Source organism: Pseudoxanthomonas sp. 134C1 (assembly GCF_057773065.1).
Window position 1 is genome coordinate 186,447 of the sequence record NZ_JBYMTH010000001.1, and the last position, 26,109, is coordinate 212,555.

Below are 26,109 nucleotides of genomic sequence, written 5' to 3' on the forward strand. Positions count from 1 at the left end.
GAAGGTGTCGCCATGACCCGCTCCAGTCCCGTCTGGTTGCCGATCGGTTTCGCCATCGCGCTGATTGGCATCGGCTTCAAGTATTGGCAGTTGCCCGCCGATCAGGCGGTGCTGCCGGCCGCGCTGTACACGCCTGGTCTGGCCGCCGTGGCGGTGGTGGCGATGTTGTTGCGCGCCTTCGGGACCGGACGCTTCCTGCGTGTGTGGCTGTGGGCGGCGCTGGCGGTGCCGACGGCGGTGGTGCTGCGCCATCTGCTGGCGGGCGATGCGGCGATGGTGCCGTGGCTCCGGGAACTGTGGATCGCGACCCTGCTCGGCCTGGGCGCGTCCCTGATCGGCGCCGTCATCGGCAGTCTGCTGCTGCTGCGCAGCAGCCGGCGCCCGCAATGAGTGAACCCGCGAGCGCATTCAGGCTGTTGGCCGGCTACAACCGCTGGATGAACGAGCGGCTGTATGCGCTGGCGGGCGACCTGCCGGAAACCGAACTGTTCGCCGATCGCGGGGCGTTCTTCGGCTCGATTTTCGGCACGCTCAGCCATCTGATCGTGGCCGACACGATCTGGCTGAAGCGTTTTCGCCAGCATGCTTCCAGCCCGGAAGCGCTTGCGCCGATGGACGCGCTGGAAACACCGCGCGCGCTGGACGCCCGGCCCTGCGCGGATCTGCCGACGCTGCGCGCGCGGCGGGAATGGCTGGACGGGATCATCGTCGCCTGGGTGGATACGCTGGATGCGACGACGCTGGCGGTGCCGCTGGAATATCTGAATCTGCGCGGGGATCCGTTCCGCCGTCCGCTGGACGGCACGCTGCTGCATTTCTTCAACCACCAGACCCATCATCGCGGGCAGATCACGACGCTGTTCGCGCAGATGGGGGTGGATGTCGGGGTGACGGACCTGTTCGCGCGGGTACCGGATCTGTCGGTTGCGGATTAGTGGTGCCGGCGCGAAAGACGAAGGAGGGATGGCCCGCCATCCGGTGGTTGAGAAACGCCTGAGTTTTTTTCTTCGCCAAGAGCAAGCGCTCTTCAACAGCCGCATGGCGGGTCAAGGGGGCTATCCATACGGCTATCTTCCGCATGAACCCGCTGTTGCCTCCCCCTTTGCAACGCTTCTCAACAGCCGAATGGCTGGTCAATGGGGGATGACCCGCCATGCGGCGGTTGAGAAGCACTTGAGGGGGATTTACGCTTCCCGCTGCGCGAGCAGCTGCGCGATCTGTTCCTGCAAGGCGGCGACGTCCGCTTCCAGCGTCTGCACCCGCGCTTCCAGATCCGATGCGCCGGATGCCGTGGCCGTCGGTCCACGCGCGGCGATGGCGGCGACGTCCACCGGGCCGGACAGCAGGTGCATGTAACGGTCCTCGCGCTGGCCGGGACCGCGCGGGATCTGCACGACCAGCGCGGGTTGGCGCTGGGCGAGGCGATCCAGGTGATGGCGCAGATCTTCGGCGTCGGCGAACTTCGCCAGCCGCTCGCTGCGCGCGAGCAGTTCGTGGATGGTCTGGGGACCACGCAGCAGGAGCAGGCCGAGCAGCACGACCTGCTGCTGCGGCAGGCTGAAATGGCTGCCGGTGCGGTGTTCGTAGCGTTCGGCGCGCGAGGAGAACACCTGCCGCGCCAGGCCCTTCTGCTCCAGCGCGCGCAGGCCGCGGTTCACTTCGCCCGGCTCCAGGTTCATCACCGGGTCGCGGGCGGTCTTCTGGTTGGCCGCGGACTGGGCCGCGTTGACCGTCAGTGGATAGACGTCCGGGGTGGTGGCCTCCTTCTCGATCAGGCAGCCCAGCAGGCGGGCTTCCGTGGCATCGAGAACGGGGGCCGCGGCGACGGATTCGGAGGAAACGGATTCGGAAGAGAAGTCGGATTCGGTGCTCATGCGATCAGGATACCGTCCCGGCGTGGCAATCCCGCGTCGCCGCCGCGCGGAAGCGCGGGAAAAGCGGCTGAAACCGGGCTCGGCTAAAATCGCGCCACTCCTGTTCGATGGAACCGCGATGCGTCCTGCCCTGCTGATGGCCAGCCTCCTGGCCTCCCTCCTGACCCTGTCCGCGTGCAAGCGCACCGAGACGCCGGCTCCGGCCGCTCCCGCCGAAGCGCCGAAGGCCGAAACCGCCGCCACGCCCGCAACCGGTTTCCACGACAACCTCAACGCGGTGGCCTGGGTGCAGACCTCGGTGGAGTACAAGGCGCTGTCCGAGCAGAGCTACCGCGCCGCCGCCGATCATCTGGACGCGGCCCTGAAGGAAAAGCACTGGGACGCGCTGGTGCCGGACGAACGTGGCAACGCGGCCACCGGCCTGAAGCCGGCGGTGGTGATGGACGTGGACGAGACGGTGCTGGACAACTCGCCCTACCAGGCGCGGCTGATCCGGGACGGCAAGGAATACGACGAAGTCAGCTGGGATCAGTGGGTGGCCGAGAAGAAGGCCAAGCCGGTGCCGGGCGTGGTCGATTTCGCCAAGGCCGCGAACGCCCGGGGCGTGACCGTGCTGTACATCTCCAACCGCGCGGTCCACCTGAAGGAGGCCACCTTGGCCAACCTGCGCGCGGTCGGCCTGCCGGTCGCCGACGACAGCGTCTTCCTGGGCCTGGGCACGGTGGTGGAAGGCTGCGAGCAGAACGGTTCGGAGAAGAACTGCCGGCGCCGCCTGGCCGGGCAGAAGTACCGGGTGCTGATGCAGTTCGGCGATCAGATCGGCGACTTCGTGCAGGTCGAGGTCAACACGCCCGAGGGCCGGCAGAAGCTGTACGACGAATACGAGGACTGGTTCGGCGAGCGCTGGTGGATGCTGCCCAACCCGACCTACGGTTCCTGGGAACCGGCGCTGTTCAACAATGACTGGGCGCAGCCGGCCGAGGCCCGCAGCCAGGCCAAGCGCGCCGCGCTGGACGTGGCCCGATGAACGCGCGGCCGCTGCAGCTCGGCCCCCGCGAGCGGCTGATCGTCGCGCTCGACGAGCCCACCGGCGCCGAGGCGCTGGCCTGGGTGGATCGGCTGGGCGACGCGGTCCAGTTCTACAAGATCGGCATGGAGCTGCTGGCCTCGGGCGACTACTTCCGGGTGCTGGATGAACTGGCGCGGCGCGAGAAGAAGATCTTCGTCGACCTGAAGTTCTTCGACATCCCGGCCACCATCGCCGGGGTCATCAAGGGCCTGTCCCGCTGGCCGGTGAGCTACTGCACGGTCCATGGCTGGCACGCTGGAATGATGGAAGCCGCCGCCGCCGCCCGCAGTGGCGATCTGCGCCTGCTGGCGGTGACCGTGCTGACCTCGATGGACGGCACCGACCTCAAAGCGATGGGCATCAACGGTGAACCTGCCGACATCGTCGTCCAACGTGCGCTTTCGGCTCAGGCAGCCGGTATCGATGGCGTGATTGCCTCGGGCCAGGAAGCCGGCGTCATCCGCGCCGCCACCGGCCCCGGTTTCGACATCGTCTGCCCCGGCATCCGCCCGGGCGGCCCGGCAGGCGACGACCAGAAACGCACGGTGGGCGTCGCCGAGGCCTTCCGCCTGGGCGCGGATGCCATCGTGGTGGGCCGGCCGGTCCGCCAGGCCGCGGATCCACGCGCGGCGGCCGAGGCGATTCAGCAAGAAATTGCCGAATCAATCATGTAAATCATTAACTTACACGGCATTTACTCAGGTATTGCTTTAAGTTTGGCCGGACGCTAGTCTGTGCGTCATCCGGCTTCGGCCGGACATGTGCCACAACACATAGTCCTCCGGCTTCGGCCGGCTTCAGGAGGCAGGCGGTTCCCATCCGGGATCGCCGCCTCCTTTTTTATTGCGCGGAAAGCAAATCCCCCTCAAGTGCTTCTCAACCGCCGCATGGCGGGTCAAGGGGGAGGCAAGAACAGGCTCATGCGGAAGACCACTGTATGGATGGCCTCCTTTGCAAAAGGGGCGGGCGCCGAAGGCGACGGGGGATTTGCTCTCGGCGCGAAAACAGGGACGGACGTCCCTTGCCCCGATCGCGCCGGACCGGCCAAGATGCGGCCCGACTTGGGGAAGTCTGCCGAATGCCCATCGTTCCGAACGTGCGCCGCGCATTGCCCGTCCTGCTGCCATTGCTGCTGCTGGCGACGTTGCTGGCGGCCTGCAGGCGCGAGCCGGAAGAACTCGCCGGCGCGACCAGTGAACCGGCCGCCGCCGTGCGGGAGCTGGTGGATCACCTGCGGCGCGACGATCTGGCCGGCTTTGCGCGCGCCGCGGTGCCGCCGGCCGACCATGCCGCGTTGGAAACCGCGTGGCGCGAGGATCGCAGCCGCTGGCCACTGACCGAGTTGCCGTTGAGCCGGCAGTTGGTGCCGATGCTGGCGGTGCTGTCCAAGCCGGGTTCGGAACAGGCGCTGATGCGCGACTTCAACCGCCAGTTCGCCCGCCAGGAACGGGATCTGCGCGAGGCCGCCCGCTCGATGGGCCTGTTCGGCGTGCAATACCTGAAGAAGGAAGGCGACTACACCCCGACCCAGCGGCTCCATTACACCCAGGTGGTCCAGACGATCAGCGAGTGGGCGCAGACCGCGCCGTTGGCGGATCCGGCGCTTGCGCGCAACACCATCAACCGGATGACCGCCGCCGCGCGCAAGGCCGGGTTGACCAGCGACGCGGACCTGAGGGAAGCCGGCATGGACGGCAGCCTGCGCCGGTTGGCGCCGGTGTTCGCCGAGACCAAGGCCAGCTTCGCCCGCTACGGACTGCCGCTGGAGGCCACCCTGGCGGACCTGCGGACCGGCCTGGTCGAACAGAACGGCGACCGCGCCACCGTGCGCATCCACTATCCGCTCGGCAACCGCGAGATCGACAGCCAGGTCAGCCTGGAGCGCCGGGAAGGACGCTGGTACCTGAGCGACTACCTGCGCGCGGCCGAAAAGGCCCGCGCCACCGCGCCGTCCACCCCGCCAGCGGCGGCGCCGGACACGCCCGCCCCGGAGACGCCTTCGCCCTCGACTCCGCCCGCGCAGGCGGTCAAGCGGGCCTGAGCCGGTCCGGCCGGGCCCGGGGGCGTCATTCCCGGCGCCTGAACCTGCCGCTCCCCCGGGCGGGTCCGCGCTTTCCAGCCGGACAGGCCCGTGCGCCATAATGCCGCCGATGCCAGAACAGAACCCCCTGCCGTTCCCGGAAGCCCCCGCCCCGACGCCGCCGGAGAAGAAACCGGAGGCGCCGCGCGAGTCGGCGTCCGAATCCGCGCCCCCCGCCCGCGCGCCGGTGCCGGCGGCGCCCGCGCGCGCCTCGCGGCGACCGCTGTGGGCCCGGCTCCTGGGACGCCTCGCCGATCCCTGGTTGTCCCTGCGCATCGAGCCGGAATCGCCGCGGGAAGTCGTGGACGGGCGCCCGGTCTGCTACGTGCTGGAGGACTACGGCCTGTCCAACGCGCTGATCCTGGACCGCGCCTGCCGCGACGCCGGCCTGCCCTCGCCGCTGGAACCGCTGCCGGTCGGCGGTGACCCGCTGGGCCGCAAGCGCGCCTACGTGGCGCTGTCCCGGCGCAACGCCAGCACCCTGATTCCCGACCAGATCAGCGCCAAGACCCATTCCGGCTCGCTGGCCAAGCTGCTCGAGGCCCACCGCGCGAACCCGGAACTGGACGTGCAGCTGGTGCCGGTGTCGATCTTCGTCGGCCGGGCGCCGGACAAGCAGAGCGGCTGGTTCTCGGTGCTGTTCTCGGAAAACTGGGCCATCGTCGGCCGCTTCCGCCGGCTGCTGGCGATCCTGTTGAACGGACGCGGCACCATCGTCCGCTTCGCCCCGCCGGTGTCGCTGCGCGACACCGTGGCCGAGGGGCTGGATCCGGAACGCACGGTGCGCAAGCTCTCGCGGGTACTGCGCACGCACTTCCACCGCATCCGCGAAGCCATCATCGGACCCGACCTGTCCACCCGCCGCCTGCTGGTGGACCAGGTGCTGGCGTCCGAGCCGGTGCGCGAGGCGATCGCCGAGCAGGCCAAGCGCGACAAGAGCAAGCCGGAAGACGCCTGGAAGAAGGCGCATGCCTACGCCTGGGAAATCGCCGCCGACTATTCCAACCCGGTGGTGCGTTCGGCCAGCTTCCTGCTCTCGCACGTCTGGAACCAGATCTACGACGGCGTGCTGGTCCACCACCTGGACAAGTTCAAGGAAGCCGCGCCCGGACATGAAGTGGTCTACGTGCCCTGCCACCGCAGCCACATGGACTACCTGCTGCTGTCGTACCTGCTGTACGAACGCGGCATCGTGCCGCCGCACATCGCCGCCGGCATCAACCTCAACCTGCCGGTGGTCGGAACCATCCTGCGCAAGGGTGGCGCGTTCTTCATGCGCCGCAGTTTCCGCGGCAACCCGCTGTACTCGGCGGTGTTCACCGAATACGTGGCGCAGCTGGTTTCCGGCGGCTACTCGCTGGAGTACTTCATCGAGGGCGGTCGCTCGCGCACCGGCCGGCTGCTGCCCCCCAAGGGCGGCATGATCTCGATGACGGTGCGCGCGTTCCTGCGCCAGCCGCGCAAACCGGTGCTGTTCCAGCCGGTCTACATCGGCTACGAGAAACTGCTGGAAGGCAACAGCTACCTGGACGAACTCAGCGGCCGGCCCAAGGAGAAGGAATCCATCTGGGTGCTGCTGTGGAACATCCCCAAGGTGCTCAAGCAGAACTACGGCCAGGTGGTGGTGAATTTCGGCGAACCGATCCCGCTGGGCGAGGTGCTGGCCGAACACGCGCCGGAATGGGACGGCAAGCCGGTCTCCGAGGATGAGAAGCCGGCCTGGCTGTCCGACACCATCGACACCCTGGCCCAGCGCATCCACGTCAACATCAATCGCGCCGCCGACGTGAACCCGATCAACCTGCTGGCGCTGGCGCTGCTGTCCACGCCCAAGCACGCGATGGGCGAGGTGGATCTGATCGCGCAGATCGAGCTGTCCAAGTCGATGCTGGCGGATCTGCCGTATTCGGACCGGGTGACGGTCACTCCGCACTCGCCGGAGCGGATCATCGCCCACGGCGAGGAGATCGGCGTGCTCCGCCGCATCAAGCATCCGCTGGGCGACGTGATCAGCTTCGACAGCGACGACACCGCGGTGCTGATGAGCTACTACCGCAACAACGTGCTGCACCTGTTCACCGCGTCGTCGTGGATCGCCTGCTGTTTCCAGAACAACCGGCGCATGAGCCGGGCCGGCGTGCTGCGCCTGGGGCGCGGACTGTATCCGTTCCTGCAGGAGGAGCTGTTCCTGCCGTGGAGCGAGGACGAGTTCGTCGAGCGCATGGATCGCACCGTCGACGTGTTCATCCGCGAAGGCCTGCTGCAGCAGGTCAACGAGGAGGACGGCGGCATCCTGGCGCGCAGCGCCGGACAGACCGACGAGGTGTTCCGCCTGCGCGCCATCGGCCACTCGCTGCAGCAGGCGTTCGAGCGCTACTACATCGCCATCTCGGTGCTGGTGAAGAACGGCCCCGGCAAGCTCGGCGCCGCCGAGCTGGAAAGCCTGTGTCAGCAGGCCGCGCAGCGCCTGAGCCTGCTGTACGCGCCGGCCGCGCCGGAGTTCTTCGACCGGACGCTGTTCCGCGGTTTCATCCGCAAGCTGCGCGAGATCAAGCTGGTGTGGCCGGACGAAAACAGCAAGCTGGTGTTCGACGAACGCCTGGATGCCTGGGCCAAGGACGCCAAGGTGATCCTGGGTCGCGAACTGCGCCACACGATCGAGCGGGTCAGCCCGGAAGCAGCGGCGCCGGCGGAACCCGTCGCACCGGTGGAGTGAAATCACTTCCCGGCCGGGTGTCCGATCAGCCGCGGCGTCGCGCTTCGGTTCGCTGATCGCTATCGCGCCTTCGCCAGTGCCTCGGCCAGATGGTCGATCAGCGCGCGCACCCGCGCCGGGAGATGCTGACGCGAGGGAAACACCAGGAACACCCCCATGTCGTATCGGTCGGCATCGGGCTCCACCCGACGGAGCCTGCCGGCCGCGACATCCCGCGCGCACAGGGCATCCGGCAGGATCGCCCTGACCTCGCCGTCCAGCGCCAGCTGCCGGGCCAACGCAAGGCTGCGGGTCGCGATGGACAACGAATCGCTCCCCGTCGTCTCACCGGCGGCCTCGAGCGGATCGAGCAGGGGTCGCGCCGCTCCTTGCGCGAGCGCCGTTGGCGCTTCGTAGAGTCCCAGCGCTTCGATGCCGATCCGGCGCGCGACCAGCCCGGGCATGCCGGGATCACGGCCTCTCAGGGCGAGGTCATATCGATCCTCGATCAGGTTCACCGGTTCGTCTGAAACATCCACCCATAGCCGGACGCCCGGGTGGGCCTGCTTGAACCCGGTCAACAGCCGCGCCAGCACCTCCATGGGGAAGTCGACCGGGACCGACAGCCGCACGAGCCCCGACAGCCCCTGCCGCGACCGCAATTCGTCCTCGACCTCGCCCAAAGCACCCAATGCCTGCTCGCAGGCGCGCAGATAGCGCTCGCCGTCCTCGGTGACGGTGACGACCCGCGTCGTCCGCTGGAGCAGGCGCGTGCCCAGCCGCGCCTCCAGCGCCCGCACCCGCGCGGCCACCGTCGAACGCGGCAGGTCCAACCGCCCGGCCGCCGCGCTGAAGCTGCGCGCCCGCGCGACTTCCATGAAGGTCTGAATCTGCGTCAGATCACTCATTGGCTGATTTATCTGCCCAGTGTTTCCACTTTCAGGTGGTTATTCCACTCAATCCTGCCCGCTAGAGTGCCTCCACTTCAACACCCTGCCCCTGGAGGCATCCATGAAATCCGTTCTTCCGCGGCTCGCACTGGGCATTGCCCTGGCGGCGGCCGCTCCCCTGCTCACCGCCGGTGAAACCGCGCCGCGGCTGGAAATCGAATGGCTGGGGGCCGCGACGATGCGGCTCACTTTCGACGGCCACCAACTGCTCACCGACCCCGCGCTGGGAGAAGGCGCGCAGGCCTTTGAAATGCTCGACCCCAATGCGCCGGCGGGCAACGCACCGCCGGTTCCGGTCATGCATCGGCGTCTGGCGTCGCTGCCCGCCGTCCCGCTGGACGGCGTCGGACACGTGCTGGTCAGCCACCTGCATGAGGATCATTTCGACCAGAAGGCTGCCGCGACACTGGCCCGGAACGTGCCCGTCGTCCTGCCGGAAGTCGACGCCCCCCGCCTGCGGGAGCTGGGCTTCGTGGCCGGCCGCCCCACGGAGTGGGACCAGACGCTGAGCATCAAGACCGCCCACGGCTCGATCGAGATCACCGCGGTGCCCGCCGAGCATTCGGCCAACCCCGATGTCACCGCCAGGCTGGGGCAGGGGAACGGCTACTGGATGACGTTCCGCCAGGGCGACTGGCAGCGTTCGGTCTACTGGACCGGCGACACCTTCCCCACCGCCCGGGTGATCGCCCGCATCCAACCGCTGGGAGCGCCGGATCTGCTCATCGGGCACGTGGGTGGCGTCGGCGGCAATGGCGGAATGTTCGGCCAGCTGAGCATGCGCGGTTCGGATCTGCGCGCGCTGGCCGACGCGATCCATCCCCGCGCCGTGCTCCCGATCCATCATTCGACCCATGCGCTCTATCTTGAGCCGGTGTGGAAGGTCGCCGAACAGTTCTCCGACGGCGTCTATCGCTACGACCAGATAAGCGCGGGCAGCACGCTGATCATCGACTGACCGCCGCGGGGCGTCAGTTGAGATGCCCGAAGCTGCGGGTCAACCACGCCTTGGCGGTGGCGCCCGCGGCCGGATTTTCGACCAGATCGCGCAGCGGCGAGCCGCATTCGCCCAGGTGCGCGGCATCGTCGATCACCAGCGCCATCCGCAGCAGTTCCGCGCCGCCAGCCAGGATGGCCGGCGGCAGGTATTCGCGAAAACCATAATGTTCGAACGCGTCGATCAGGAACGGTTCGCAGGCCACCAGCCAGAAGCGGACACCGTTGTCCTGCGCCCAGCGGTAGGTGCCTTCCATCAGCCGATCCACCACGCGCTTGGCGCGCTGGTCCGCCTGCACCGCGAAGCGGGTGCCGACCGCCACGCTCTGCGGCGGCCAGGCGCGGGCGAACCGATCGACCTGGAACAGGCTGCCGTATTCCACCTGCACCGCCGGCGAGCCGAAGTCGTGCAGGCGCAGCGTGGCCACGGCCTGCGGCCCGACCTCGACCACGACGGTGGTGCCGCTGCCATCCAGACCATCGGCGATGCGCTTGCCGCGGCCATCCGGGCGGCCCCGTTCGAGGAAGTACACCTCGCGACGCAATCGCTGCACGTCGCCGAGCGCCTCGCCGGGGGCGATGCGGCGCACCCGCAGCGGGCCCGTGGCCACGCCCGGTTCGCGCGGCGGGAATCCACCGGCGATGGCTTCGTTTTCCTGGTTCATGCGGCTCTGGCCACGTTCTGCTCGCCCGAAATGGGCACCTGTTCACAGAAATGAAGCAAGCATCGGGCCAACTCCGGCCAGGACCGCCGGATCCCCTTGCAGACGAGGCCTGCCGCGGGGCCGCCCCGCCGGAACCTGCCTGCGCGGGTGGCGGCAGGTGACGCGACGCGTCAGCTTCGGGCGGGATGGGACGTGGATGGGGCGGACGGACGGGGCCGCGGTCAGGCCGGCTCGTCGGGAATCAGCGCACTCTCCAGGCGGGCGATGCAGTCCTTCAACCAGAGCTTGCGCTTCTTCATGCGCTTGATGGCGACTTCGTCGGTTTCCGGGTCACTGGCGACCCATTGCGCGATCGCCTCGTCCAGCTCGCGGTGCTCGCGCCGGAGTTCAGCGATGCGCTGGGCGATGTCGGCGGGGTTCTGGGTGTCCACGCAGCGAGCGTACACCGGGCGGGGTTTCGTCGTCATTGCAGCCCGACCGGTACAATGACCGTTCGCATGAACGCCACCCATTCCCTGCCCCAGGTCCTCGCCGATCCCGCGCCGCGCGCTTCGGATCCCCGTCGCCACGCCCGCGAACAGGGCAAGCTCGGCAAGCGCCTGCGCCGCCAGGTCGGCCAGGCGATCGCCGACTACGGGATGATCGAGGAAGGCGACAGGATCATGGTGTGCCTGTCCGGCGGCAAGGACAGCTACACGATGCTGGACATCCTGCTGCAGTTGCAGAAGAAGGCGCCGGTCAGGTTCGAGCTGGTGGCGGTGAACCTGGATCAGAAGCAACCCGGTTTCCCCGAGCACATCCTGCCGGACTACCTTGAATCGATCGGGGTGCCTTACCGGATCCTGGAGCAGGACACCTATTCGGTGGTGTCGCGGGTGGTGCCGGAAGGCAAGACCATGTGCTCCCTGTGTTCGCGGCTGCGCCGTGGCGCGCTGTATTCGCATGCCGAGGAACAGGGCTTCACCAAGATCGCGCTGGGTCACCACCGCGACGACCTGGTGGCGACCTTCTTCCTCAATCTGTTCTTCCACGCCAAGCTCGCCGGCATGCCCCCCAAGCTGCGGTCCGACGACGGCAAACACGTGGTGATCCGGCCGCTGGCGTATGTCCGCGAATCGGACATCGAAACCTACGCCGAGGCGAAAGGCTTCCCGATCATTCCGTGCAACCTGTGCGGCAGCCAGGAGAACCTGCAACGCAAGCAGGTCAAGAAGATGATGGACGCCTGGGAGCGCGAAACCCCCGGCCGCATCGAAACCATCTCACGCGCGCTGGGCGACATCCGGCCCTCGCAGCTGAGCGATCCGAAACTGTTCGACTTCCTCTCCCTTGGCCACCGCGAAGGCGCGCGGCAGCCCGACGCGCACGCGTGGCTGGCCGATGAAGCACGGGATTCGGGATTGGAGATTGGGGATTCGTAACACCACCCCCATCTCTTCCGCCTGACCGAATCCCCACTCCCGAATCCCCAATCCCGGCTACTAAATGTTCTTCCGCAACCTGACGCTGTTCCGCTTCAATCCCTCGCTCGATTTCTCCCAGCTCGATGAACTGCTTCCCGAGGCCCGGCTCAAACCGGTCGGCCCGCTGGAGCTGTCCTCGCGCGGCTTCATCTCGCCGTTCGGGCGGGGCGAGGAAACACTGTCGCACCGCATCCAGGACGCGATCTGGCTGAGCGTGGGCGGCGAGGACAAGATCCTGCCCGGCGCGGTGGTCAACGACCTGCTGGCGCGCAAGCTGGAGGAAATCGAGGAGAAGGAAGGCCGCAAGCCCAGCGGGCGCACCCGCAAGCGGCTGAAGGACGATCTGCTGATGGAGCTGTTGCCGCGCGCCTTCGTCAAACCCTCGCGTACCGACGCACTGGTGGATCTGGAACACGGCTTCATCGCCGTGGACAGTTCCTCGCGCAAGAGCGGCGAGAACGTCGTCTCCGAAGTCCGCCGCGCGATGGGCAGCTTCCCGGCCCTGCCGCTCAACGCGGAAGTGGCGCCACGCGCGATCATGACCGGCTGGATCGCCGGCGAACCGCTGCCCGAGGGCCTGAGCCTGGGCGAGGAATGCGAGCTCAAGGACGCGATGGACGGCGGCGCGGTGGTCAAGTGCCAGCACCAGGAACTGCAGAGCGACGAGATCGCCAAGCATCTGGAAGCCGGCAAACAGGTCACCAAACTGGCCCTGACCCTGGACGATCACGTGTCCTTCGTCCTCGGCGAGGATCTGATCATCCGCAAGCTGAAGTTCCTGGACGGCGTGGTGGATCAGCTGGAGAACACCGAACGCGAGGATCTGCGCGCCGAACTCGACGCCCGCTTCGCGCTGATGGCCGGCGAGGTGAAGCGCCTGTTCATCGTGCTGGAAGGCGCGCTGAAGCTGAGCAAGGCGGAGGCCTGATGCGGCGGGATTGGGGATGATCGGCCATGCGGCCGTTGAAAGCCGGAATCCGTAAGAGCCTCTGCCTTTACTCCCCCTTTGAAAAAGGGGAACTGAGGGGGATTTCGCTTTTCGCGCCATGAGCAAGCGCTTTTCAACCGCCGCATGGCGGGTCCATTCCCGTCGCCGATCCCCCGGACAGCCAGCAGCCGGGCATTCCATGCGATGCTTTTGTCCATGCCCTTCCGGTTGCAACGCCTGATCGCCAAGACGCCACGCGGCGTCGAGCGCGACGTCGTCGCGCTGCAACTGGAAGATGGCCGCCGGATCGAGGTGCAGCGGGTCCGCGATCCGCGCGCGCGCCGGCTCAAGCTGAGCGTTGACGAGCGCGGCGCGCGGCTGACCCTGCCGATGCGCGCCAGCCTGGTCTCGGGCGAACGTTTCCTGCACGAACACCGCGCCTGGCTGCAGGCACAGCTGGCGCGGCAGCTCGGCGCCGAAGCCCTGCCCTCGCTGGAACCTTTCGCCACCGCCAGCCTGCCGCTGCGCGGGCGTGAGGTACCGGTGGACTGGCAGGAAGCCCGCTACGCCGCCATCCGCCACGATGGCGAAAGCATCCGCATCCAGTTGCCGGCCCGGCTCGGTGAAGCCGCCCTGCGCCGGCACCTGCGCGCGTTCTACGAGACCGAGGCGCGCGCGGACATCAACCGCTGGCTGCCCCGCTATCTGGCGGCGCTGCCGCGCGCGCCCTCGCCGATCCGCCTGAAGATGATGTCCTCGCTGTGGGGTTCACTGAGTCCGGACGGCGCGATGGCCCTGGATCTGTCGCTGATCATCGCGCGGCCCTCGGCATTCGAGTACGTCCTGGTCCACGAGTTGTGCCACCTCATCCACGCCAATCATTCGCGTGCGTTCTGGCGCGAGGTGGAGGCGCGGTTTCCGGCCTGGCGCGATGAGCGCGCCTACTTCCATGAACACGGCCGCCGTCTCAAGGCCGGATTGCGTGCGCTGCTGGCCGGCTGAGGTTTCCGCTATCGTTCCTTCCGATAACGGCCCGGTCCGGACGCCGTGATCCCATACCGGACACCTACAAGGAGAAATGCGGAATGCGTGGAATGCTGTTGTTGTGCTGCATGGCGCTGGCCCTGGCGGGCTGCAAGAAATCGGCCGAGGAAAGCCTGGCGGAAGCGGCACTGGAGAAGGCGACCGGCCACAAGGTCGACGTCGACAAGGATGGCGAGTCGGTCACCATCAAGACCGACGAGGGCGAGATGAAGATCCACACGGGGGACAGCGCGACGCTGCCGGCCAACTTCCCCAAGGACATCTATCTGCCGACCGGCTACGCCGTCGAGAGCGTGATGGAAGTGAACAAGACCCTGCTGATCGCGCTGAAAGCCCCGGGCGAAGTCGCCAAGCTCTACGCCGATGCGCGCACGGCGATGGAAAAGCAGGGCTGGAAGCAGACGATGGCGATGCAGGGCAGCGCCAACGAGGGCCTGCTGGCCTACGAGAAGGACGGTCGCAAGGCCACCGTTTCGTTCAACGGCGAAGGCGCGGGCGAACCGGTCTCGGTCGGCCTGCAGGTGATGGAAGCGGAAACCGCCGCGCAGTAATCACTGTCCCGCCCTCCGTGCCCGCGGCCGAATGGCTTCGGGCGGATACGGAATCTCCGCAAAGCAGGAAAAGCGGCCCTCGGGCCGCTTTTCCTGTTCAGGCGCCGGACGCGGCGAGGAAATCCCCGATCGCGCGCGCCACGCCGGCCGGGTCGTCCATGTGCAGGTGGTGGGTGCCGGGCATGACGATCAGTTCGCCATCCGGCAGCAGGCCCGCGCGCTGGCTGCGCAGCGGTTCGGGGAAATAGGGCTGCGCAGGTTCGGCGAAGATCACCCGGGTCGGACAGCGGATGTCGGCGACCAGTGCGGCGATCTGGGCCTCGTCCAGCCGCTGCGGCGTGGGCAGGGTCAGGCGCTGGTCGCTGCTCCAGACATGACCGCCGTCCACCGCGCGGATGCCGCGCTCGACCAGCAGGCGCGCATTGGTTTCGCTCAACTGGTTGGCCTGCATGCGCGCGCGGATCGGCGCGGCGATATCGGTGAACACGCGCAGGCGCTTGCCCGGCAGCGCGCGCGCGGCGGCAATGGCCTCCTGCCAGCGCGCGGCGGTGCGATCCACGGTTTCCGACAGGCCGCCGAGCGCCTCGATCGCGACCAGGCGGCGTACCCGCCGTGGCGAGGATGCGGCCAGCAGGCTGGCGATGCCGGCGCCCATCGAGTGGCCGAGCAGGCAGAACTCGTCCCAGCCCAGCGCATCGGCCAGATCCAGCACCGCGTTGACCGCCACGCCGCTGGTGTACTCGGCGCCCGGTCCGATATGCACGCTGTGGCCGTGCCCGGGCAGATCCGGCACCACCAGTTCGATCCCGGAAAGATGGTCGGCGAGCGGCAGGAAGCTGGCGGCGTTGTCCAGCCAGCCATGCAGCGCGAGCACCCGCGTCCCGCCCGCCTCGCCACCACGCAGGCCACCGATGCGACCCATCGCGATATCGGCGGAGAACTCCTCCAGCCTCACGCCGACTCCCCGGCCACCTGCCGCGCCAGCGCCGCCAGCGCGTCGGCGTGGGCCGGCGTGGCGTTGAGGCAGGGGATGTAGCGCAGCTCACCGCCCTGGTCGGCGAACCGGCGGGCGAAACCGATGCCCACTTCCTCCAGCGTCTCCAGGCAGTCCACCGCGAAACCGGGGCAGACCACATCGACCTTGCGCAGGCCGTGCGCAGCCATCGCGTCGAGGGTGGCGTCGGTGGCCGGTTCCAACCAGCGCTCCTTGCCGAAACGCGACTGGTAGGTCAGGGTCCATTCGCCCTCGCCCAGGCCCAGCGCCGCCGCAATCGCGCGACTGCTGGCCTCGCAGCGTCGCGGATAGGGATCGCCCTCGCGGGCCAGCCGCTGCGGCAGGCCGTGGAACGAGAACAGCAGGTGCTCGCCGGCACCGTTGCGCGCCCGCCACTCGCGGATTGAATCCGCGACCGCGCGCACCCAGCCGCCGTCGACCGAGTAGTCGTCGACCACGGTCAGATCAAAGCCCCTGGCCTCGCGCGCCAGCACGTCCTTCACCGACTCGGTGGTGGTGGTCGAGTACTGCGGATACAGCGGCAGCACGATCAATCGGCGGACACCCGCCTCACGCAGTTCGCGCAACCGCTCCGGCAGGGCCGGCCGGCCGTAGCGCATGGCGTCTACCACCCGCCAGCGCGGCAGGCGCTGCTGCAGCGCTTCGGCCAGGCGGCGGGTATGCACCGCCAGCGGCGAGCCGTCCGGCAACCAGATCTGCGCGTACTTGTGGGCCGCGCGCGGACCGCGCAGCGGCAGGATCAGGCCGTGCAGCAGCGGCAGCCAGATCCAGCGGCTGAGCTGGACCACGCGGGGATCCTGCAGGAACTCGCCCAGATAACGCCGGACGGCGGAAGCCGTGGGCGCCTCGGGCGTGCCTAGATTGACCGCGATCAGCGCGGTATCGGGTGCGTCGGGCATCCGCGTATTGTGGCAGAGCGCACTCTTGTGAACCGCTGCTTCGTATCGATGACGATCTTCGGGCGGGTCGATGGACGGCGCGCGAAGGCTGGAATCCTCAGCGCCGATTCATTCAAGTACACCTATTTTCAAGCAGTTGCAGTAAATTTCTGCGAATCCACCTTCGGAGCGCCCATGAAACGCCGCCATTCCCGCCTGCTCATGCTGCCGGCAGCGACCCTGCTGGCCACCGCCCTGTTCGCCGGCCAGGCCCTCGCCGGCCCCAAGGAAGACGAACGCGCCACCAACGCGGTGCGGGTGCTGGACGAAATCCGCCGCATCCCCGAGGAAGGCATTCCCGACAAGCTGCTGGATGAAGGCCGCGCCATCGTCGTCATTCCCGACACCCTCAAGGCCGGACTGGTCTTCGGCGGGCGTCGCGGCCACGGCCTGATGTCGGTCAAGAATCCGGACGGCACCTGGTCGCAACCGGTGTTCGTCAAGCTGACCGGCGGGAGCATCGGCTTCCAGGCCGGCGTGCAGTCGTCGGACATCGTCCTGGTGTTCCGCAACGACCGCAATCTGGACAACATCGTCAACGGCAAGATCACCCTGGGCGCCGACGCCGGCGTGGCCGCCGGTCCGGTGGGCCGCAATGCCGCCGCCGCCACCGATGGCCAGCTCAAGGCCGAGATCTGGTCGTGGTCGCGCGCCCGCGGCCTGTTCGCCGGCGTGGCGCTGGATGGCGCCGTGTTGCAGATCGATGACGAGGCCAACACCGCGGTCTACGGCGGCGGCAGCACGCCGCGCGCCATCTTCGAGGGTCGTGCCGGCCATCCGTCCGGTGCCGTGGTCGGTTTCCGGGATCAGCTCGAGGAAGTGACCGCCGCCGCCCGCGCCGCGCGCAGTGGCCGGTCCGCGCCCGCAGCACCGGCCGCCACCGTCACGCCGGCGACCGCGGTCGCGCCCGCCAGCCAGACCGCGCCGGTCGCCGAAACCGCGCCGCTGGGCCAGGCGCCGGCCACGCCGCCGGCACAGTCCGGTTTCCAGCCGGTCGCCGAAGGCGAAATCCGCACTGAACCGCTCAACGGTACGCCCTGAAAAAGCGAAAACCCCAGCGCGCGCCCGGGATCTCCGGGCGTGCCTGCGCTATGCTGATCGCCTGATTTCATTACTCAACGCACGAGAAGACCATGGGCGGTTTCAGCATCTGGCATTGGATCATCGTTCTGGTGGTCGTTCTGCTGATCTTCGGCACCAAGCGCTTGCGCAACGTCGGCCAGGATCTGGGCGAGGCGGTCAAGGGCTTCAAGAAGGGCATGCAGCAGGACGAGGACAAGCCGGTCGAACGGCTTGACGACCAATCGCAGTCCCGCAACAGCGAGTCCAGCACGTCCAAGGATCGCGACAACTCGCAGCAGTAAGCGCGGTCCCCTGCCGCCATGTTCGACATCGGTTTCCCCGAACTGGTGGTCATCGCCATCGTGGCGTTGATCGTCCTCGGTCCCGAGCGCCTGCCCAAGGTCGCGCGTTTTGCCGGCCTGTGGGTGCGCCGCGCGCGCGCGCAATGGCATTCCGTGAAGGACGAACTGGAGCGCGAGCTGGCCGCCGATGAACTGAAGCGCAGCCTGCGCGACACCGAGGAAGCGCTGCGCGAGACCGAACGCAAGGTCCGCGAGAGCGCGGCGGAAACCGAACGCGAGTTCGAAGACCTGCGCTCGTCGGTGGAGCGTTCGCCGACACCGTCCTCCCCGCCGGAGCAGGCGGAAGAACCCGCGGCGCCCGCGGGTGGAGAAGACGTCCCCCTGTCCCATGGCAGCAGCGATGAACCACGACGCACCTGAGGATCAGGCCGAAAGCAGCCTGATGGGCCATCTGCTGGAACTGCGCACGCGCCTGATGCGGGCGCTGCTGGGCGTCGTGATCGTGCTGGTGGCGCTGCTGCCCTTCGTGAAAACGCTGTACAGCCGGCTGGCGTTGCCGATGCTGAGCCAATTGCCGGACAACCAGTCCGCGCAGATGATCGCCAACGATCCGACCTCCGGCTTCTTCGCGCCGATCAAGCTGGCTTTCTTCGCCGCCATGTTCCTGACCGCGCCCTGGCTGTTGTACCAGGCCTGGGGATTCGTCGCGCCGGGCCTGTACCGGCACGAGAAGCGCCTGGCGTTCCCGTTGCTGGTGTCGTCCATCCTGCTGTTCTACGCCGGCTGCGCGTTCGCCTATTTCCTGGTGCTGCCGGGCGTGTTCCATGCACTGATGATGTTCACCCCGGACATCGTCACCATCGCTCCGGATCCCGGCAAATACCTCGATTTCGTGCTGGTGATCTTCCTGGCCTTCGGCGTGAGTTTCGAATTGCCGGTGGCGCTGGTGATCCTGGCCCTGCTGGGCTGGGTGACGCCGCAGCAATTGCGCCAGGGCCGCGGTTACGCGGTGGTCGGCATCTTCATCCTGGCCGCCGTCATCACTCCGCCGGACGTGGTCTCGCAGCTGATGCTGGCGATTCCGATGTGCCTGCTTTACGAAGCCGGCATCATCGCCGCGCAATGGGTCGCGCCCAAACCCGATCGCGACGATTCACGCACGCCGCGCGACGCGTGATCGCGTCAACCTGAACTCTTCTCCACATCGCTGAAGCCGTCCGCGGGATCCATTCACGCCGCGACGTTGCGGTTCATCCTGCCTTTGCCAGACTCGGCCGCGCTGGAGTGAACGAGAAGGAACACCGCGATGACGCAACGCTTGGGTGCGATCTGCCTGCTGGGCCTGCTGTCGGCCTGCCAGCCTGAACATCCGGTCGACACCGCGCGCGCCGCATCCGCCGCACGCGTGGCGGAAGCGCCGCCGCCGCCGGTGTCGGACGCCCAGGCGTCACGCATCGCGTTGCAGGCGCAGTTCGTCGACGAGGCGCTGGGCGTGGCTATCCTGCCCTTGCCGGGCTTCACCCTGCGCCGCGATTTCCGCCGCGATTATCTCGCGACCGACGACTGGAAGACGTTCGCCAAGCCGGACAGCCGCGGCAAGGCGCTGGCCGCGCTGATCCTGGACGGCTCCAACGAGATCACCGCGGCGGAATTGCGGCTGGGCATCAGCGATGATCCCGACGCGGTGGCCGCCTGCCTGGAGGTCTCCGACTCGGCATTGCCGTCACCGCGCGATGAAATCCGCATCGATGGCCAGCCGTTCCGGCATTTCCGCGCCAGCGATGCCGCGATGAGCCATTACCTGACCGTGGACGCCTACCGCGCCGTGCGCCAGGAGCGCTGCTACGCCATCGACCTGCTGGTCGTCGGCACCCGGCCGGAGGTCTACGATCCGCCGCGCACGCCGCCTTTCGATACCGCCACCGCGCAGGCGCGGCTGCGGGAAGCCCTGGGCGCCATCCGCTTCGTGAAATAGCGGATGCGTGGAACGCCCGTTGCTGCGAGGAGTGGCGTTCCACAGTCCATGCATCACCATATTTGGTGTTGACGCTCCCATGTGCCCCCACTATCTTGTGGCTGTCGGTTCTCCCGGTCGCACGCCGGGGGATGAAAAGGGAAGCCGGTCGAATGCCGGCGCTGCCCCGCAGCGGTAGGTGGAAACGAACCCGTCATTGGCACTGAGGCGCCTTGCCTTGGGAAGCGACGGGCTAGGAGGAAGCAGGGCTTCCGCGTCCACGAGTCCGAAGACCTGCCGACAGCCGCGCGTTGCACACCGCGCGGTGCCGGCCGCGGAATCTCCGGGGGGAGATGGCTGGTGAAGCAGGCCGGCCATCCGTTCCCACGGTCGCGGCCCCTGCGACGCCGCTTCCCCACCCTGATGCTCCATACGGCCTTCCGCTGCCTGCGAGGGACAGGTCGCCGCGTGCATCACGCATGGAGGAAGCCCCGTGACCCCGACCGATACCGCCGTCGCTGAAACCGACGTCTCCCCGTCCCAGAAGGACGCATTCCTGTTGACCTCGCCGCCCACCGCAACCGCGATGAGCGTGACCAAGCGCAACGGCAGCCGCGAGCCGGTGGATCTGAACAAGATCGTCCGCGCGGTGCAGCGCAGCTGCGAAGGCCTGCACGCCATCGACCCGATGCGCGTGGCCACCCGCACCATCTCCGGCCTGTACGACGGCGCGAGCACGCGTGAACTGGACGAACTGTCCATCCGCACCGCCGCGCTGCTGACCGCCGAGGAACCCGAATACAGCCGGTTGGCCGCGCGCCTGCTGGCCAGCTACATCGCCAAGGAAGTGACCGGGCAGGAAATCCATGCGTTCTCGCAGTCGGTGACGCGCGGCCATGAGGTCGGCCTGATCAACGATCGGCTGTTGAATTTCGTGCAGACCAATGCGCGCAAGCTCAACGACGCGCTGGATGCCTCGCTGGATCTGCATTTCGACTATTTCGGCCTGCGCACCCTGTACGACCGCTACCTGCTGCGTCATCCGCACACCCGCAAGGTCATCGAGACCCCGCAGCAGTTCTTCCTGCGCATCGCCTGCGCGCTCAGCGAGGACGTGTCCGAGGCACTGGCGCTGTACCGCCGCATGGGCAACCTGGACTACCTGCCCAGCTCGCCGACCCTGTTCAATTCCGGCACCACCCACGAGCAGCTGTCCTCGTGCTTCCTGCTGGACTCGCCGCAGGATTCGCTGGAGTCCATCTACCAGAAGTACGGCGACATCGCCCAACTGTCCAAGTTCAGTGGCGGCATCGGTGTCAGCTATACGCGGGTGCGTTCGCGCGGCTCGCTGATCAAGTCGACCAACGGCCATTCCAACGGCATCGTGCCGTGGCTGAAGACGCTGGATTCCTCCGTCGCGGCGGTCAACCAGGGCGGCAAACGCAAGGGCGCCGCCTGCGTGTACCTGGAAACCTGGCACGCCGATGTCGAGGATTTCCTCGAACTGCGCGACAACACCGGTGACGAATCGCGTCGCACCCACAACCTCAACCTGGCCAACTGGGTGCCGGATCTGTTCATGAAGCGGGTGGAGGCCGACCAGGAATGGTCGCTGTTCGATCCGCGGGTCGTGCCGGAGCTGACCGATCTGTACGGCGAAGCGTTCGAGCAGGCCTACCTGCAGGCCGAAACCCAGGGCAGGGCCGCGAAGGCGGTGCCGGCGCGCAAGCTGTACGCGCGGATGATGCGCACGCTGGCCGAGACCGGCAACGGCTGGATGACCTTCAAGGACAAGTGCAACCGCGCCAGCAACCAGACCCTGCGCGCGAACAACGTCATCCACCTGTCCAACCTGTGCACCGAGATCCTGGAGATCACCTCGGCGGAGGAAACCGCGGTCTGCAATCTGGGTTCGATCAACCTGGCCCGCCACTTCGACGAATACGGCGACTTCGATTTCGAGCGTCTGGCCGAAACCGTGCGGCTGGCGGTGCGTCAGCTGGATCGGGTGATCGATCTGAACTTCTACCCGATCGAATCGGCGCGTCGCGGCAACCTGCGCTGGCGTCCGGTCGGCCTGGGTTGCATGGGCCTGCAGGATGTGTTTTTCCGCAAGCGGCTGGCCTTCGACAGCGCCGAGGCACGCGCGCTGTCGCAGAAGATCGCCGAGACCATCTACTTCCACGCGCTGGAAACCTCGTGCGAGCTGGCCGAGGAACGCGGCCGCCATCCGTCCTTCGCCGACACCCGCGCCTCGGCCGGTGAGCTGCAGTTCGATGCCTGGAACGTGGCGCCGCGGGACGGCGCACGCTGGGACGCGTTGCGCGCTCGCATCCGCGAGCACGGCCTGCGCAACTCGCTGCTGATCGCGATCGCCCCGACCGCGACCATCGCCTCGATCGCCGGCTGCTACGAATGCGTGGAGCCGCAGATCTCCAACCTGTTCAAGCGCGAGACGCTGTCCGGCGATTTCCTGCAGGTCAACCGCTATCTGGTCACGGAACTGAAGCAACTGGGCCTGTGGACCCCGGAGATGCGCGACGCCATCAAGCTGGCCGAAGGCTCGATCCAGGGCATCTCGCAGATTCCCGAACCGCTGCGCCAGATCTATCGCACCGCGTGGGAGCTGCCGATGCGCTCGCTGATCGACATGGCCGCCGAACGCGGCGTCTACATCGATCAGTCGGCCTCGCTCAACCTGTTCATGGAGAGTCCGAACATCGGCGCGCTGTCGTCCATGTACATGTACGCGTGGAAACAGGGCATCAAGACCACCTACTACCTGCGCTCGCGTCCGGCCACCCGCATCGCCAAGACCACGGTGAGCAGCGTCGGCAGCGAAGCGCCGAAGCCGGCCTACACGGCGGTGGAGGCGGTGTCGTGTTCGCTGGAGAACCCGGAAGCCTGCGAGGCGTGCCAGTAGCCGACGTCATGCGGGGTTGAGAAGCCGCGCCTCCATTCCCCCCACGCAGGATGCGCACAGGAATGACAGGAACAGGAGGTTCCGGGCGCAGGGACGCGCCAATCCCTCGTTCAACCGTCCCCTCCCCCGCTGGCGTGGGAGGGTCAGGGTGGGGGCAGGGCCGAAGCCATTGAACACGAACCACCCAACGTCCATCGAAGGTCCACTTCGCTTCATCTTGCTTTTCTCGCAGACGGACAAGCCTCCACTCCGTTCGCCCCCATCCCAACCTTCCCCCGATAGCGGGGGAAGGGGCTGAAATTCGTGGACGGAGACGCTCCCGCTCCGTTCGCCCCATCCCAACCTTCCCCGCTTGCGGGGGAAGGGGTTGAAATTTGCGGACGGAGGCACTCCTGCTCCGTTCGCCCCATCCCACCTTCCCCCGATAGCGGGGAAGGAGCAGAAACAGGAAACACGACATGTCCGCCAAACCCCGCCAGATGCTGCTGGACCCCGGCTTTGAACTGACCCTGCGCCCGATGCGCTATCCGCAGTTCTACGAGATGTACCGCGATGCGATCAAGAACACCTGGACGGTCGAGGAAATCAATTTCCAGATCGACATCAGCGATCTGCACGACAAGATGACCCCCGCCGACCGCCACCTGATCCACCGGCTGGTCGCGTTCTTCGCCACCGGCGATTCGATCGTGTCCAACAACCTGGTGCTCAACCTCTACCAGCATCTCAATGCGCCGGAAGCGCGCATGTACCTGTCGCGCCAGTTGTACGAGGAAGCGCTGCACGTGCAGTTCTACCTGACCCTGCTGGACAACTACCTGCCGGATCCGGCCGAACGGGTGAAAGCGTTCGCGGCGGTGGAGAACATCCCGTCGATCCGCAAGAAGGCCGAGTTCTGCTTCAAGTGGATCGACTCGATCCAGGACCTGCGCCGGATCGAGACCCGCGAGCAGCGCCGCCAGTTCCTGCTCAACCAGATCTGTTTCGCCGCCTGCATCGAGGGCCTGTTCTTCTTCGCCGCCTTCGCCTACGTGTACTACTTCCGCTCACGCGGCCTGTTGCCGGGACTGGCCTCGGGTACCAACTGGGTGTTCCGCGACGAGAGCTGCCACATGGAGTTCGCGTTCGAGTCGGTGCGCACGGTCCGCGAGGAGGAGCCCGAGCTGTTCGACGACCGCATGCGCGAACAGGTCTACGACATGCTGGCCGAGGCGATCGAATGCGAGGTGCAGTTCGCCGAGGACGTGCTGTCCGGCGGCGTGGCCGGCATCTCCACCCGCGACATGCGCCAGTACCTGCAGCACTGCGCCGACCAGCACTTCGTCAAGCTGGGCATGGAGAAGAAGTACAACGTGCGCAATCCATTGCCGTTCATGGAACTGCAGGACGTGCAGGAGCTGACCAACTTCTTCGAACGCCGCGTCTCGGCCTACCAGGTCGGCGTGCAGGGCGAAGTCGGCTTCGATCACGCGTTCTGATCGTTTTCGCGTAAACCACTTTGTGGGAGCGGCGTCAGTCGCGAATGCTCCAGGTCCGGCCGGAGAGCATCGCGACTGACGTCGCTCCCGCAGGGATTCATTCCGGAGTCCGTTTCCTGCGCTAGGATGCGTCCGGGAGGCACTGGCAACACGGAGGCAACACGGAGCAACCGCATGTCCGAACATTCCCTGTCCGACCCGCGCCCGATCGAGGCGCGGCTGCTGCACATGGTCTTCCCCGACCACACCAACCACCTGGGCACGCTGTTCGGTGGCCAGGCGCTGGCGTGGATGGACATGTCCGCGTTCATCGCCGCTTCGCGCTACGCGCGTACCACGGTGGTGACCGCGCGCTCGGAGCAGGTGGATTTCAACCAGCCCATCCACAAGGGCGATCTGGTCGAGGTCATCGCGCGCATCGTCAAGGTCGGCCGCAGCTCGATGAACGTGGATGTCGAAGTCATCACCGAGGATCTGCTGAGCGGCGAGCGCAAGCTGTGCACGCGCGGCCACTTCGTGATGATCGCGCTGGATCCAATGGGCCGACCCACCCAGACCCCGCCGCTGCCGCCGCCGGTCGTGCTGGACTGAGGCAGTCTCAACGCCGCGCGGCCGGCGCGGGAAAGTCCGGAACGGTGAAGGCGGGCGGCGGCAAGGTCACCTCCACGGGCAGGTCACCGAACTCACCGGTACGCAGGAAGTGATGCACCGCCGCCTTGGCGTCGGGCGCGTTGCGCAACTGGTAGAACACGCCGTCATGGCCGCCACGGTGGATCACGATCGCGTGGCCGTTGCGCAGGTAAGGCAACTGCGCCTGCATGTTCTCGATCGGCGTGGATGTGTCCCAGTTGCCATGCACCATCAGCACCGGGGTGTCGATGGGGCGAAGGCGGCGATAGTCGTCACCCAGGTCCGGCGTGGGCCAGCCGGCGGCGGCGGCGAGGTACGGCGCGAACCCGGCGACGCCCGTGTACGCGACGGCCGGGTCATGGCGCAACTGGTACTCGCGTTGCGGCGTGATGCCCAGGCTGGTGTCGATCAGCGGGCCGATGAGTTTATACGGCTGCGCCTGCCGCCCCGCCGCCACTTCGCGCGCCCACGCGGTGTAGTGGCCGTGGTACAGCGACAGCACGAAGGCCGGCCAGGTCTCGGGCGCGCCGGCTTCCGCCAGCAGCGAAGCCTGCAGGTCGGCCAGACCGATCACCACCGGCGCGGCACCGTCGTGGAGATCGAGCGTGACCGCTTGCCGGCTGAAGCGCTCGCGCAGATCGTCGATGGCGGCCATCAGGCCGCCAGGTGGCAGGTACGGTACCAATCCGGGATCACGGTCGGCCTCGAAGGCGATGCGCTGCATCGTCGCCAGCAGCGGCGAGGGCATGTCGTAGCCGAAATCCAGCGGTTCGATCGATGCCAGTACGGCACGCACGACGATATCCGGATGTGAGCGCATCACCGCGAAGCTCCATTGCGATCCGAAACTGCCGCCGAACAGGCTGATGCGCGGATAGCCCAGGGCGCGCCGCAGGTCGTCGACGTCATCCGCGCAGGCCGCGATGGTGTAGCCAGCCAGATCCTTGTCCGGATGCGCGGCCACGGCGGACTTCACCCTCAGCAGGGCATCGTCGATGTCGTCCCGCGCGGTGAACGCGCGCTCGCGCGGCCACGCCGGCGACATCGCCGTGAGCTTTTCGCCGCGCTCGCTGTAACCGCGCTGCTCGATCACCACCAGGTCCGCCGTGTCCCGATAGGTCAGCCAGGACGCCAGCCGGCTGCGCGCGGCCTCGCTGCTGCCGTCGAAGGCGTCCAGCACCGAGAGGCCGGGGCCGCCGGGCAACCAGAACACCGGCGGCGCGTCACCCGGCGCGCGGGCGCGGATACGGGCGAAGCCGACACCGATCAGGCGGCTGCCGGTAACGCCACGATGCTCCGGCACGTACAGCGTGCCGATTTCGTAAGGCACCGGGGTGCCGTCCGCCGCCCGGACGGTTCCGGTGGTGACCATGATATCGCCGGCCTGCCGTGCCTGCGCGGGCATCACGGAACCCGACAGCGACAACAACACGAGAATCGACAGCCACGGCATGCGCTTCATGGGCGGAATTCCGGCAGCGGGGTGCGCAGC

Annotated in this window: 26 protein-coding genes and 1 riboswitch; of the genes, 19 read left to right on the forward strand and 7 right to left on the reverse strand. The window is 67.5% G+C overall.

Annotated elements, in window-relative coordinates; translation table 11 throughout:
* Positions 1 to 12: 12 nt before the first annotated feature.
* Both AC3DEZ_RS00795 and AC3DEZ_RS00800 read left to right on the forward strand, forming a co-directional pair.
* Complete coding sequence (locus AC3DEZ_RS00795) at positions 13 to 390, forward strand: hypothetical protein (protein WP_488386500.1); 378 nt, start codon at positions 13 to 15, stop codon at positions 388 to 390.
* Positions 387 to 935 (forward strand): DinB family protein, encoded by a 549-nt coding sequence (locus tag AC3DEZ_RS00800; RefSeq protein WP_488386501.1) that lies wholly within the window; start codon positions 387 to 389, stop codon positions 933 to 935. Before AC3DEZ_RS00795 ends, AC3DEZ_RS00800 begins: the two co-directional genes overlap by 4 nt.
* 249 nt (positions 936 to 1,184) lie before the next feature.
* On the opposite strand, the gene AC3DEZ_RS00805 is transcribed toward AC3DEZ_RS00800, so the two are convergent.
* Entirely contained in the window at positions 1,185 to 1,874 is a 690-nt protein-coding gene (locus AC3DEZ_RS00805; RefSeq protein WP_488386502.1) for a YceH family protein, read from the reverse strand.
* Between the two features lie 118 nt (positions 1,875 to 1,992).
* On the opposite strand from AC3DEZ_RS00805, the gene AC3DEZ_RS00810 reads away from it, so the two are divergent.
* The 4 genes from AC3DEZ_RS00810 (at position 1,993) to plsB (ending at position 7,739) form a co-directional block, all read left to right on the forward strand.
* The gene (locus AC3DEZ_RS00810) at positions 1,993 to 2,901 is read left to right on the forward strand and encodes a 5'-nucleotidase, lipoprotein e(P4) family (RefSeq protein WP_488386503.1); all 909 of its coding nucleotides are present in this window, start codon (positions 1,993 to 1,995) and stop codon (positions 2,899 to 2,901) included.
* Positions 2,898 to 3,617 carry an orotidine-5'-phosphate decarboxylase gene (gene pyrF / locus AC3DEZ_RS00815; RefSeq protein ID WP_488386504.1) on the forward strand — a complete coding sequence of 240 codons (720 nt, stop codon included), beginning with the start codon at positions 2,898 to 2,900 and terminating at the stop codon, positions 3,615 to 3,617. Before AC3DEZ_RS00810 ends, pyrF begins: the two co-directional genes overlap by 4 nt.
* A gap of 404 nt (positions 3,618 to 4,021) precedes the next feature.
* A complete protein-coding gene (locus AC3DEZ_RS00820; protein ID WP_488386505.1) occupies positions 4,022 to 4,984 on the forward strand; it encodes a hypothetical protein in 963 nt (320 codons plus the stop codon).
* Positions 4,985 to 5,084: 100 nt separating this feature from the next.
* A complete protein-coding gene (gene plsB, locus AC3DEZ_RS00825) occupies positions 5,085 to 7,739 on the forward strand; it encodes a glycerol-3-phosphate 1-O-acyltransferase PlsB (RefSeq protein ID WP_488386506.1) in 2,655 nt (884 codons plus the stop codon).
* 59 nt (positions 7,740 to 7,798) lie between these two features.
* Here plsB and AC3DEZ_RS00830 read toward each other — a convergent pair whose 3' ends face one another.
* The gene (locus tag AC3DEZ_RS00830) at positions 7,799 to 8,626 is read right to left on the reverse strand and encodes a LysR family transcriptional regulator (RefSeq protein WP_488386507.1); all 828 of its coding nucleotides are present in this window, start codon (positions 8,624 to 8,626) and stop codon (positions 7,799 to 7,801) included.
* A gap of 103 nt (positions 8,627 to 8,729) precedes the next feature.
* Here AC3DEZ_RS00830 and AC3DEZ_RS00835 point away from each other — a divergent pair, with 103 nt between their 5' ends.
* Positions 8,730 to 9,626 (forward strand): MBL fold metallo-hydrolase, encoded by an 897-nt coding sequence (locus AC3DEZ_RS00835; protein WP_488386508.1) that lies wholly within the window; start codon positions 8,730 to 8,732, stop codon positions 9,624 to 9,626.
* A gap of 13 nt (positions 9,627 to 9,639) precedes the next feature.
* Here AC3DEZ_RS00835 and AC3DEZ_RS00840 read toward each other — a convergent pair whose 3' ends face one another.
* Complete coding sequence (locus tag AC3DEZ_RS00840) at positions 9,640 to 10,329, reverse strand: N-acyl amino acid synthase FeeM domain-containing protein (protein WP_488386509.1); 690 nt, start codon at positions 10,327 to 10,329, stop codon at positions 9,640 to 9,642.
* 221 nt (positions 10,330 to 10,550) lie between these two features.
* Positions 10,551 to 10,760, reverse strand: coding sequence for a YdcH family protein (locus tag AC3DEZ_RS00845; protein WP_295382649.1), 210 nt, complete (start codon positions 10,758 to 10,760; stop codon positions 10,551 to 10,553).
* A gap of 66 nt (positions 10,761 to 10,826) precedes the next feature.
* Here AC3DEZ_RS00845 and ttcA point away from each other — a divergent pair, with 66 nt between their 5' ends.
* The 4 genes from ttcA to AC3DEZ_RS00865 all read left to right on the forward strand — a co-directional run bounded on the left by ttcA (position 10,827) and on the right by AC3DEZ_RS00865 (position 14,315).
* Positions 10,827 to 11,750: a tRNA 2-thiocytidine(32) synthetase TtcA gene (gene ttcA / locus AC3DEZ_RS00850; protein ID WP_488386510.1), complete on the forward strand. Its 924-nt coding sequence runs from the start codon at positions 10,827 to 10,829 to the stop codon at positions 11,748 to 11,750.
* A 64-nt stretch (positions 11,751 to 11,814) separates the two neighbouring features.
* Positions 11,815 to 12,720, forward strand: a complete 906-nt coding sequence (locus AC3DEZ_RS00855; protein ID WP_447103936.1) for a recombination-associated protein RdgC — start codon at positions 11,815 to 11,817, stop codon at positions 12,718 to 12,720.
* Between the two features lie 216 nt (positions 12,721 to 12,936).
* Positions 12,937 to 13,722 (forward strand): M48 family metallopeptidase, encoded by a 786-nt coding sequence (locus tag AC3DEZ_RS00860; RefSeq protein ID WP_488386511.1) that lies wholly within the window; start codon positions 12,937 to 12,939, stop codon positions 13,720 to 13,722.
* A gap of 83 nt (positions 13,723 to 13,805) precedes the next feature.
* Positions 13,806 to 14,315: a hypothetical protein gene (locus AC3DEZ_RS00865; protein ID WP_488386512.1), complete on the forward strand. Its 510-nt coding sequence runs from the start codon at positions 13,806 to 13,808 to the stop codon at positions 14,313 to 14,315.
* Between the two features lie 97 nt (positions 14,316 to 14,412).
* Here AC3DEZ_RS00865 and AC3DEZ_RS00870 read toward each other — a convergent pair whose 3' ends face one another.
* On the reverse strand, positions 14,413 to 15,270 hold the full coding sequence (locus AC3DEZ_RS00870) for an alpha/beta fold hydrolase (RefSeq protein ID WP_488386513.1): 858 nt from the start codon (positions 15,268 to 15,270) through the stop codon (positions 14,413 to 14,415).
* Positions 15,267 to 16,229, reverse strand: coding sequence for a ferrochelatase (gene hemH / locus AC3DEZ_RS00875; protein ID WP_488386514.1), 963 nt, complete (start codon positions 16,227 to 16,229; stop codon positions 15,267 to 15,269). Before hemH ends, AC3DEZ_RS00870 begins: the two co-directional genes overlap by 4 nt.
* A gap of 201 nt (positions 16,230 to 16,430) precedes the next feature.
* Here hemH and AC3DEZ_RS00880 point away from each other — a divergent pair, with 201 nt between their 5' ends.
* The 8 genes from AC3DEZ_RS00880 (at position 16,431) to AC3DEZ_RS00915 (ending at position 24,578) form a co-directional block, all read left to right on the forward strand.
* Entirely contained in the window at positions 16,431 to 17,309 is an 879-nt protein-coding gene (locus AC3DEZ_RS00880) for a lipid-binding SYLF domain-containing protein (protein WP_488387027.1), read from the forward strand.
* 92 nt (positions 17,310 to 17,401) lie between these two features.
* A complete protein-coding gene (gene tatA, locus AC3DEZ_RS00885) occupies positions 17,402 to 17,632 on the forward strand; it encodes a Sec-independent protein translocase subunit TatA (RefSeq protein ID WP_447103940.1) in 231 nt (76 codons plus the stop codon).
* Positions 17,633 to 17,650: 18 nt separating this feature from the next.
* The gene (gene tatB / locus AC3DEZ_RS00890) at positions 17,651 to 18,052 is read left to right on the forward strand and encodes a Sec-independent protein translocase protein TatB (RefSeq protein WP_447103941.1); all 402 of its coding nucleotides are present in this window, start codon (positions 17,651 to 17,653) and stop codon (positions 18,050 to 18,052) included.
* A complete protein-coding gene (tatC, locus tag AC3DEZ_RS00895; protein WP_488386515.1) occupies positions 18,033 to 18,809 on the forward strand; it encodes a twin-arginine translocase subunit TatC in 777 nt (258 codons plus the stop codon). Before tatB ends, tatC begins: the two co-directional genes overlap by 20 nt.
* 129 nt (positions 18,810 to 18,938) lie before the next feature.
* Entirely contained in the window at positions 18,939 to 19,607 is a 669-nt protein-coding gene (locus AC3DEZ_RS00900; RefSeq protein WP_488386516.1) for a hypothetical protein, read from the forward strand.
* Between the two features lie 88 nt (positions 19,608 to 19,695).
* A riboswitch (cobalamin riboswitch) is annotated at positions 19,696 to 19,902 on the forward strand.
* 270 nt (positions 19,903 to 20,172) lie between these two features.
* Positions 20,173 to 22,509: a ribonucleoside-diphosphate reductase subunit alpha gene (locus tag AC3DEZ_RS00905; protein ID WP_488387028.1), complete on the forward strand. Its 2,337-nt coding sequence runs from the start codon at positions 20,173 to 20,175 to the stop codon at positions 22,507 to 22,509.
* 458 nt (positions 22,510 to 22,967) lie between these two features.
* On the forward strand, positions 22,968 to 23,987 hold the full coding sequence (locus AC3DEZ_RS00910; RefSeq protein ID WP_488386517.1) for a ribonucleotide-diphosphate reductase subunit beta: 1,020 nt from the start codon (positions 22,968 to 22,970) through the stop codon (positions 23,985 to 23,987).
* A gap of 174 nt (positions 23,988 to 24,161) precedes the next feature.
* Positions 24,162 to 24,578 carry an acyl-CoA thioesterase gene (locus AC3DEZ_RS00915; protein ID WP_488386518.1) on the forward strand — a complete coding sequence of 139 codons (417 nt, stop codon included), beginning with the start codon at positions 24,162 to 24,164 and terminating at the stop codon, positions 24,576 to 24,578.
* A gap of 7 nt (positions 24,579 to 24,585) precedes the next feature.
* Here AC3DEZ_RS00915 and AC3DEZ_RS00920 read toward each other — a convergent pair whose 3' ends face one another.
* Positions 24,586 to 26,079 (reverse strand): alpha/beta hydrolase, encoded by a 1,494-nt coding sequence (locus AC3DEZ_RS00920; RefSeq protein ID WP_488386519.1) that lies wholly within the window; start codon positions 26,077 to 26,079, stop codon positions 24,586 to 24,588.
* Positions 26,080 to 26,109: the final 30 nt, after the last annotated feature.

What these genes read in the sequence shown, in the direction of transcription:
- AC3DEZ_RS00795 (WP_488386500.1), top strand. Translation starts at nt 13, where the DNA reads ATGACCCGCTCCAGTCCCGTCTGGTTGCCGATCGGTTTCGCCATCGCG.
- AC3DEZ_RS00800 (WP_488386501.1), top strand. Translation starts at nt 387, where the DNA reads ATGAGTGAACCCGCGAGCGCATTCAGGCTGTTGGCCGGCTACAACCGC.
- AC3DEZ_RS00805 (WP_488386502.1), bottom strand. Translation starts at nt 1,874, where the DNA reads ATGAGCACCGAATCCGACTTCTCTTCCGAATCCGTTTCCTCCGAATCC.
- AC3DEZ_RS00810 (WP_488386503.1), top strand. Translation starts at nt 1,993, where the DNA reads ATGCGTCCTGCCCTGCTGATGGCCAGCCTCCTGGCCTCCCTCCTGACC.
- pyrF (WP_488386504.1), top strand. Translation starts at nt 2,898, where the DNA reads ATGAACGCGCGGCCGCTGCAGCTCGGCCCCCGCGAGCGGCTGATCGTC.
- AC3DEZ_RS00820 (WP_488386505.1), top strand. Translation starts at nt 4,022, where the DNA reads ATGCCCATCGTTCCGAACGTGCGCCGCGCATTGCCCGTCCTGCTGCCA.
- plsB (WP_488386506.1), top strand. Translation starts at nt 5,085, where the DNA reads ATGCCGCCGATGCCAGAACAGAACCCCCTGCCGTTCCCGGAAGCCCCC.
- AC3DEZ_RS00830 (WP_488386507.1), bottom strand. Translation starts at nt 8,626, where the DNA reads ATGAGTGATCTGACGCAGATTCAGACCTTCATGGAAGTCGCGCGGGCG.
- AC3DEZ_RS00835 (WP_488386508.1), top strand. Translation starts at nt 8,730, where the DNA reads ATGAAATCCGTTCTTCCGCGGCTCGCACTGGGCATTGCCCTGGCGGCG.
- AC3DEZ_RS00840 (WP_488386509.1), bottom strand. Translation starts at nt 10,329, where the DNA reads ATGAACCAGGAAAACGAAGCCATCGCCGGTGGATTCCCGCCGCGCGAA.
- ttcA (WP_488386510.1), top strand. Translation starts at nt 10,827, where the DNA reads ATGAACGCCACCCATTCCCTGCCCCAGGTCCTCGCCGATCCCGCGCCG.
- AC3DEZ_RS00855 (WP_447103936.1), top strand. Translation starts at nt 11,815, where the DNA reads ATGTTCTTCCGCAACCTGACGCTGTTCCGCTTCAATCCCTCGCTCGAT.
- AC3DEZ_RS00860 (WP_488386511.1), top strand. Translation starts at nt 12,937, where the DNA reads ATGCCCTTCCGGTTGCAACGCCTGATCGCCAAGACGCCACGCGGCGTC.
- AC3DEZ_RS00865 (WP_488386512.1), top strand. Translation starts at nt 13,806, where the DNA reads ATGCGTGGAATGCTGTTGTTGTGCTGCATGGCGCTGGCCCTGGCGGGC.
- hemH (WP_488386514.1), bottom strand. Translation starts at nt 16,229, where the DNA reads ATGCCCGACGCACCCGATACCGCGCTGATCGCGGTCAATCTAGGCACG.
- AC3DEZ_RS00880 (WP_488387027.1), top strand. Translation starts at nt 16,431, where the DNA reads ATGCTGCCGGCAGCGACCCTGCTGGCCACCGCCCTGTTCGCCGGCCAG.
- tatA (WP_447103940.1), top strand. Translation starts at nt 17,402, where the DNA reads ATGGGCGGTTTCAGCATCTGGCATTGGATCATCGTTCTGGTGGTCGTT.
- tatB (WP_447103941.1), top strand. Translation starts at nt 17,651, where the DNA reads ATGTTCGACATCGGTTTCCCCGAACTGGTGGTCATCGCCATCGTGGCG.
- tatC (WP_488386515.1), top strand. Translation starts at nt 18,033, where the DNA reads ATGAACCACGACGCACCTGAGGATCAGGCCGAAAGCAGCCTGATGGGC.
- AC3DEZ_RS00900 (WP_488386516.1), top strand. Translation starts at nt 18,939, where the DNA reads ATGACGCAACGCTTGGGTGCGATCTGCCTGCTGGGCCTGCTGTCGGCC.
- AC3DEZ_RS00905 (WP_488387028.1), top strand. Translation starts at nt 20,173, where the DNA reads ATGAGCGTGACCAAGCGCAACGGCAGCCGCGAGCCGGTGGATCTGAAC.
- AC3DEZ_RS00910 (WP_488386517.1), top strand. Translation starts at nt 22,968, where the DNA reads ATGTCCGCCAAACCCCGCCAGATGCTGCTGGACCCCGGCTTTGAACTG.
- AC3DEZ_RS00915 (WP_488386518.1), top strand. Translation starts at nt 24,162, where the DNA reads ATGTCCGAACATTCCCTGTCCGACCCGCGCCCGATCGAGGCGCGGCTG.
- AC3DEZ_RS00920 (WP_488386519.1), bottom strand. Translation starts at nt 26,079, where the DNA reads ATGAAGCGCATGCCGTGGCTGTCGATTCTCGTGTTGTTGTCGCTGTCG.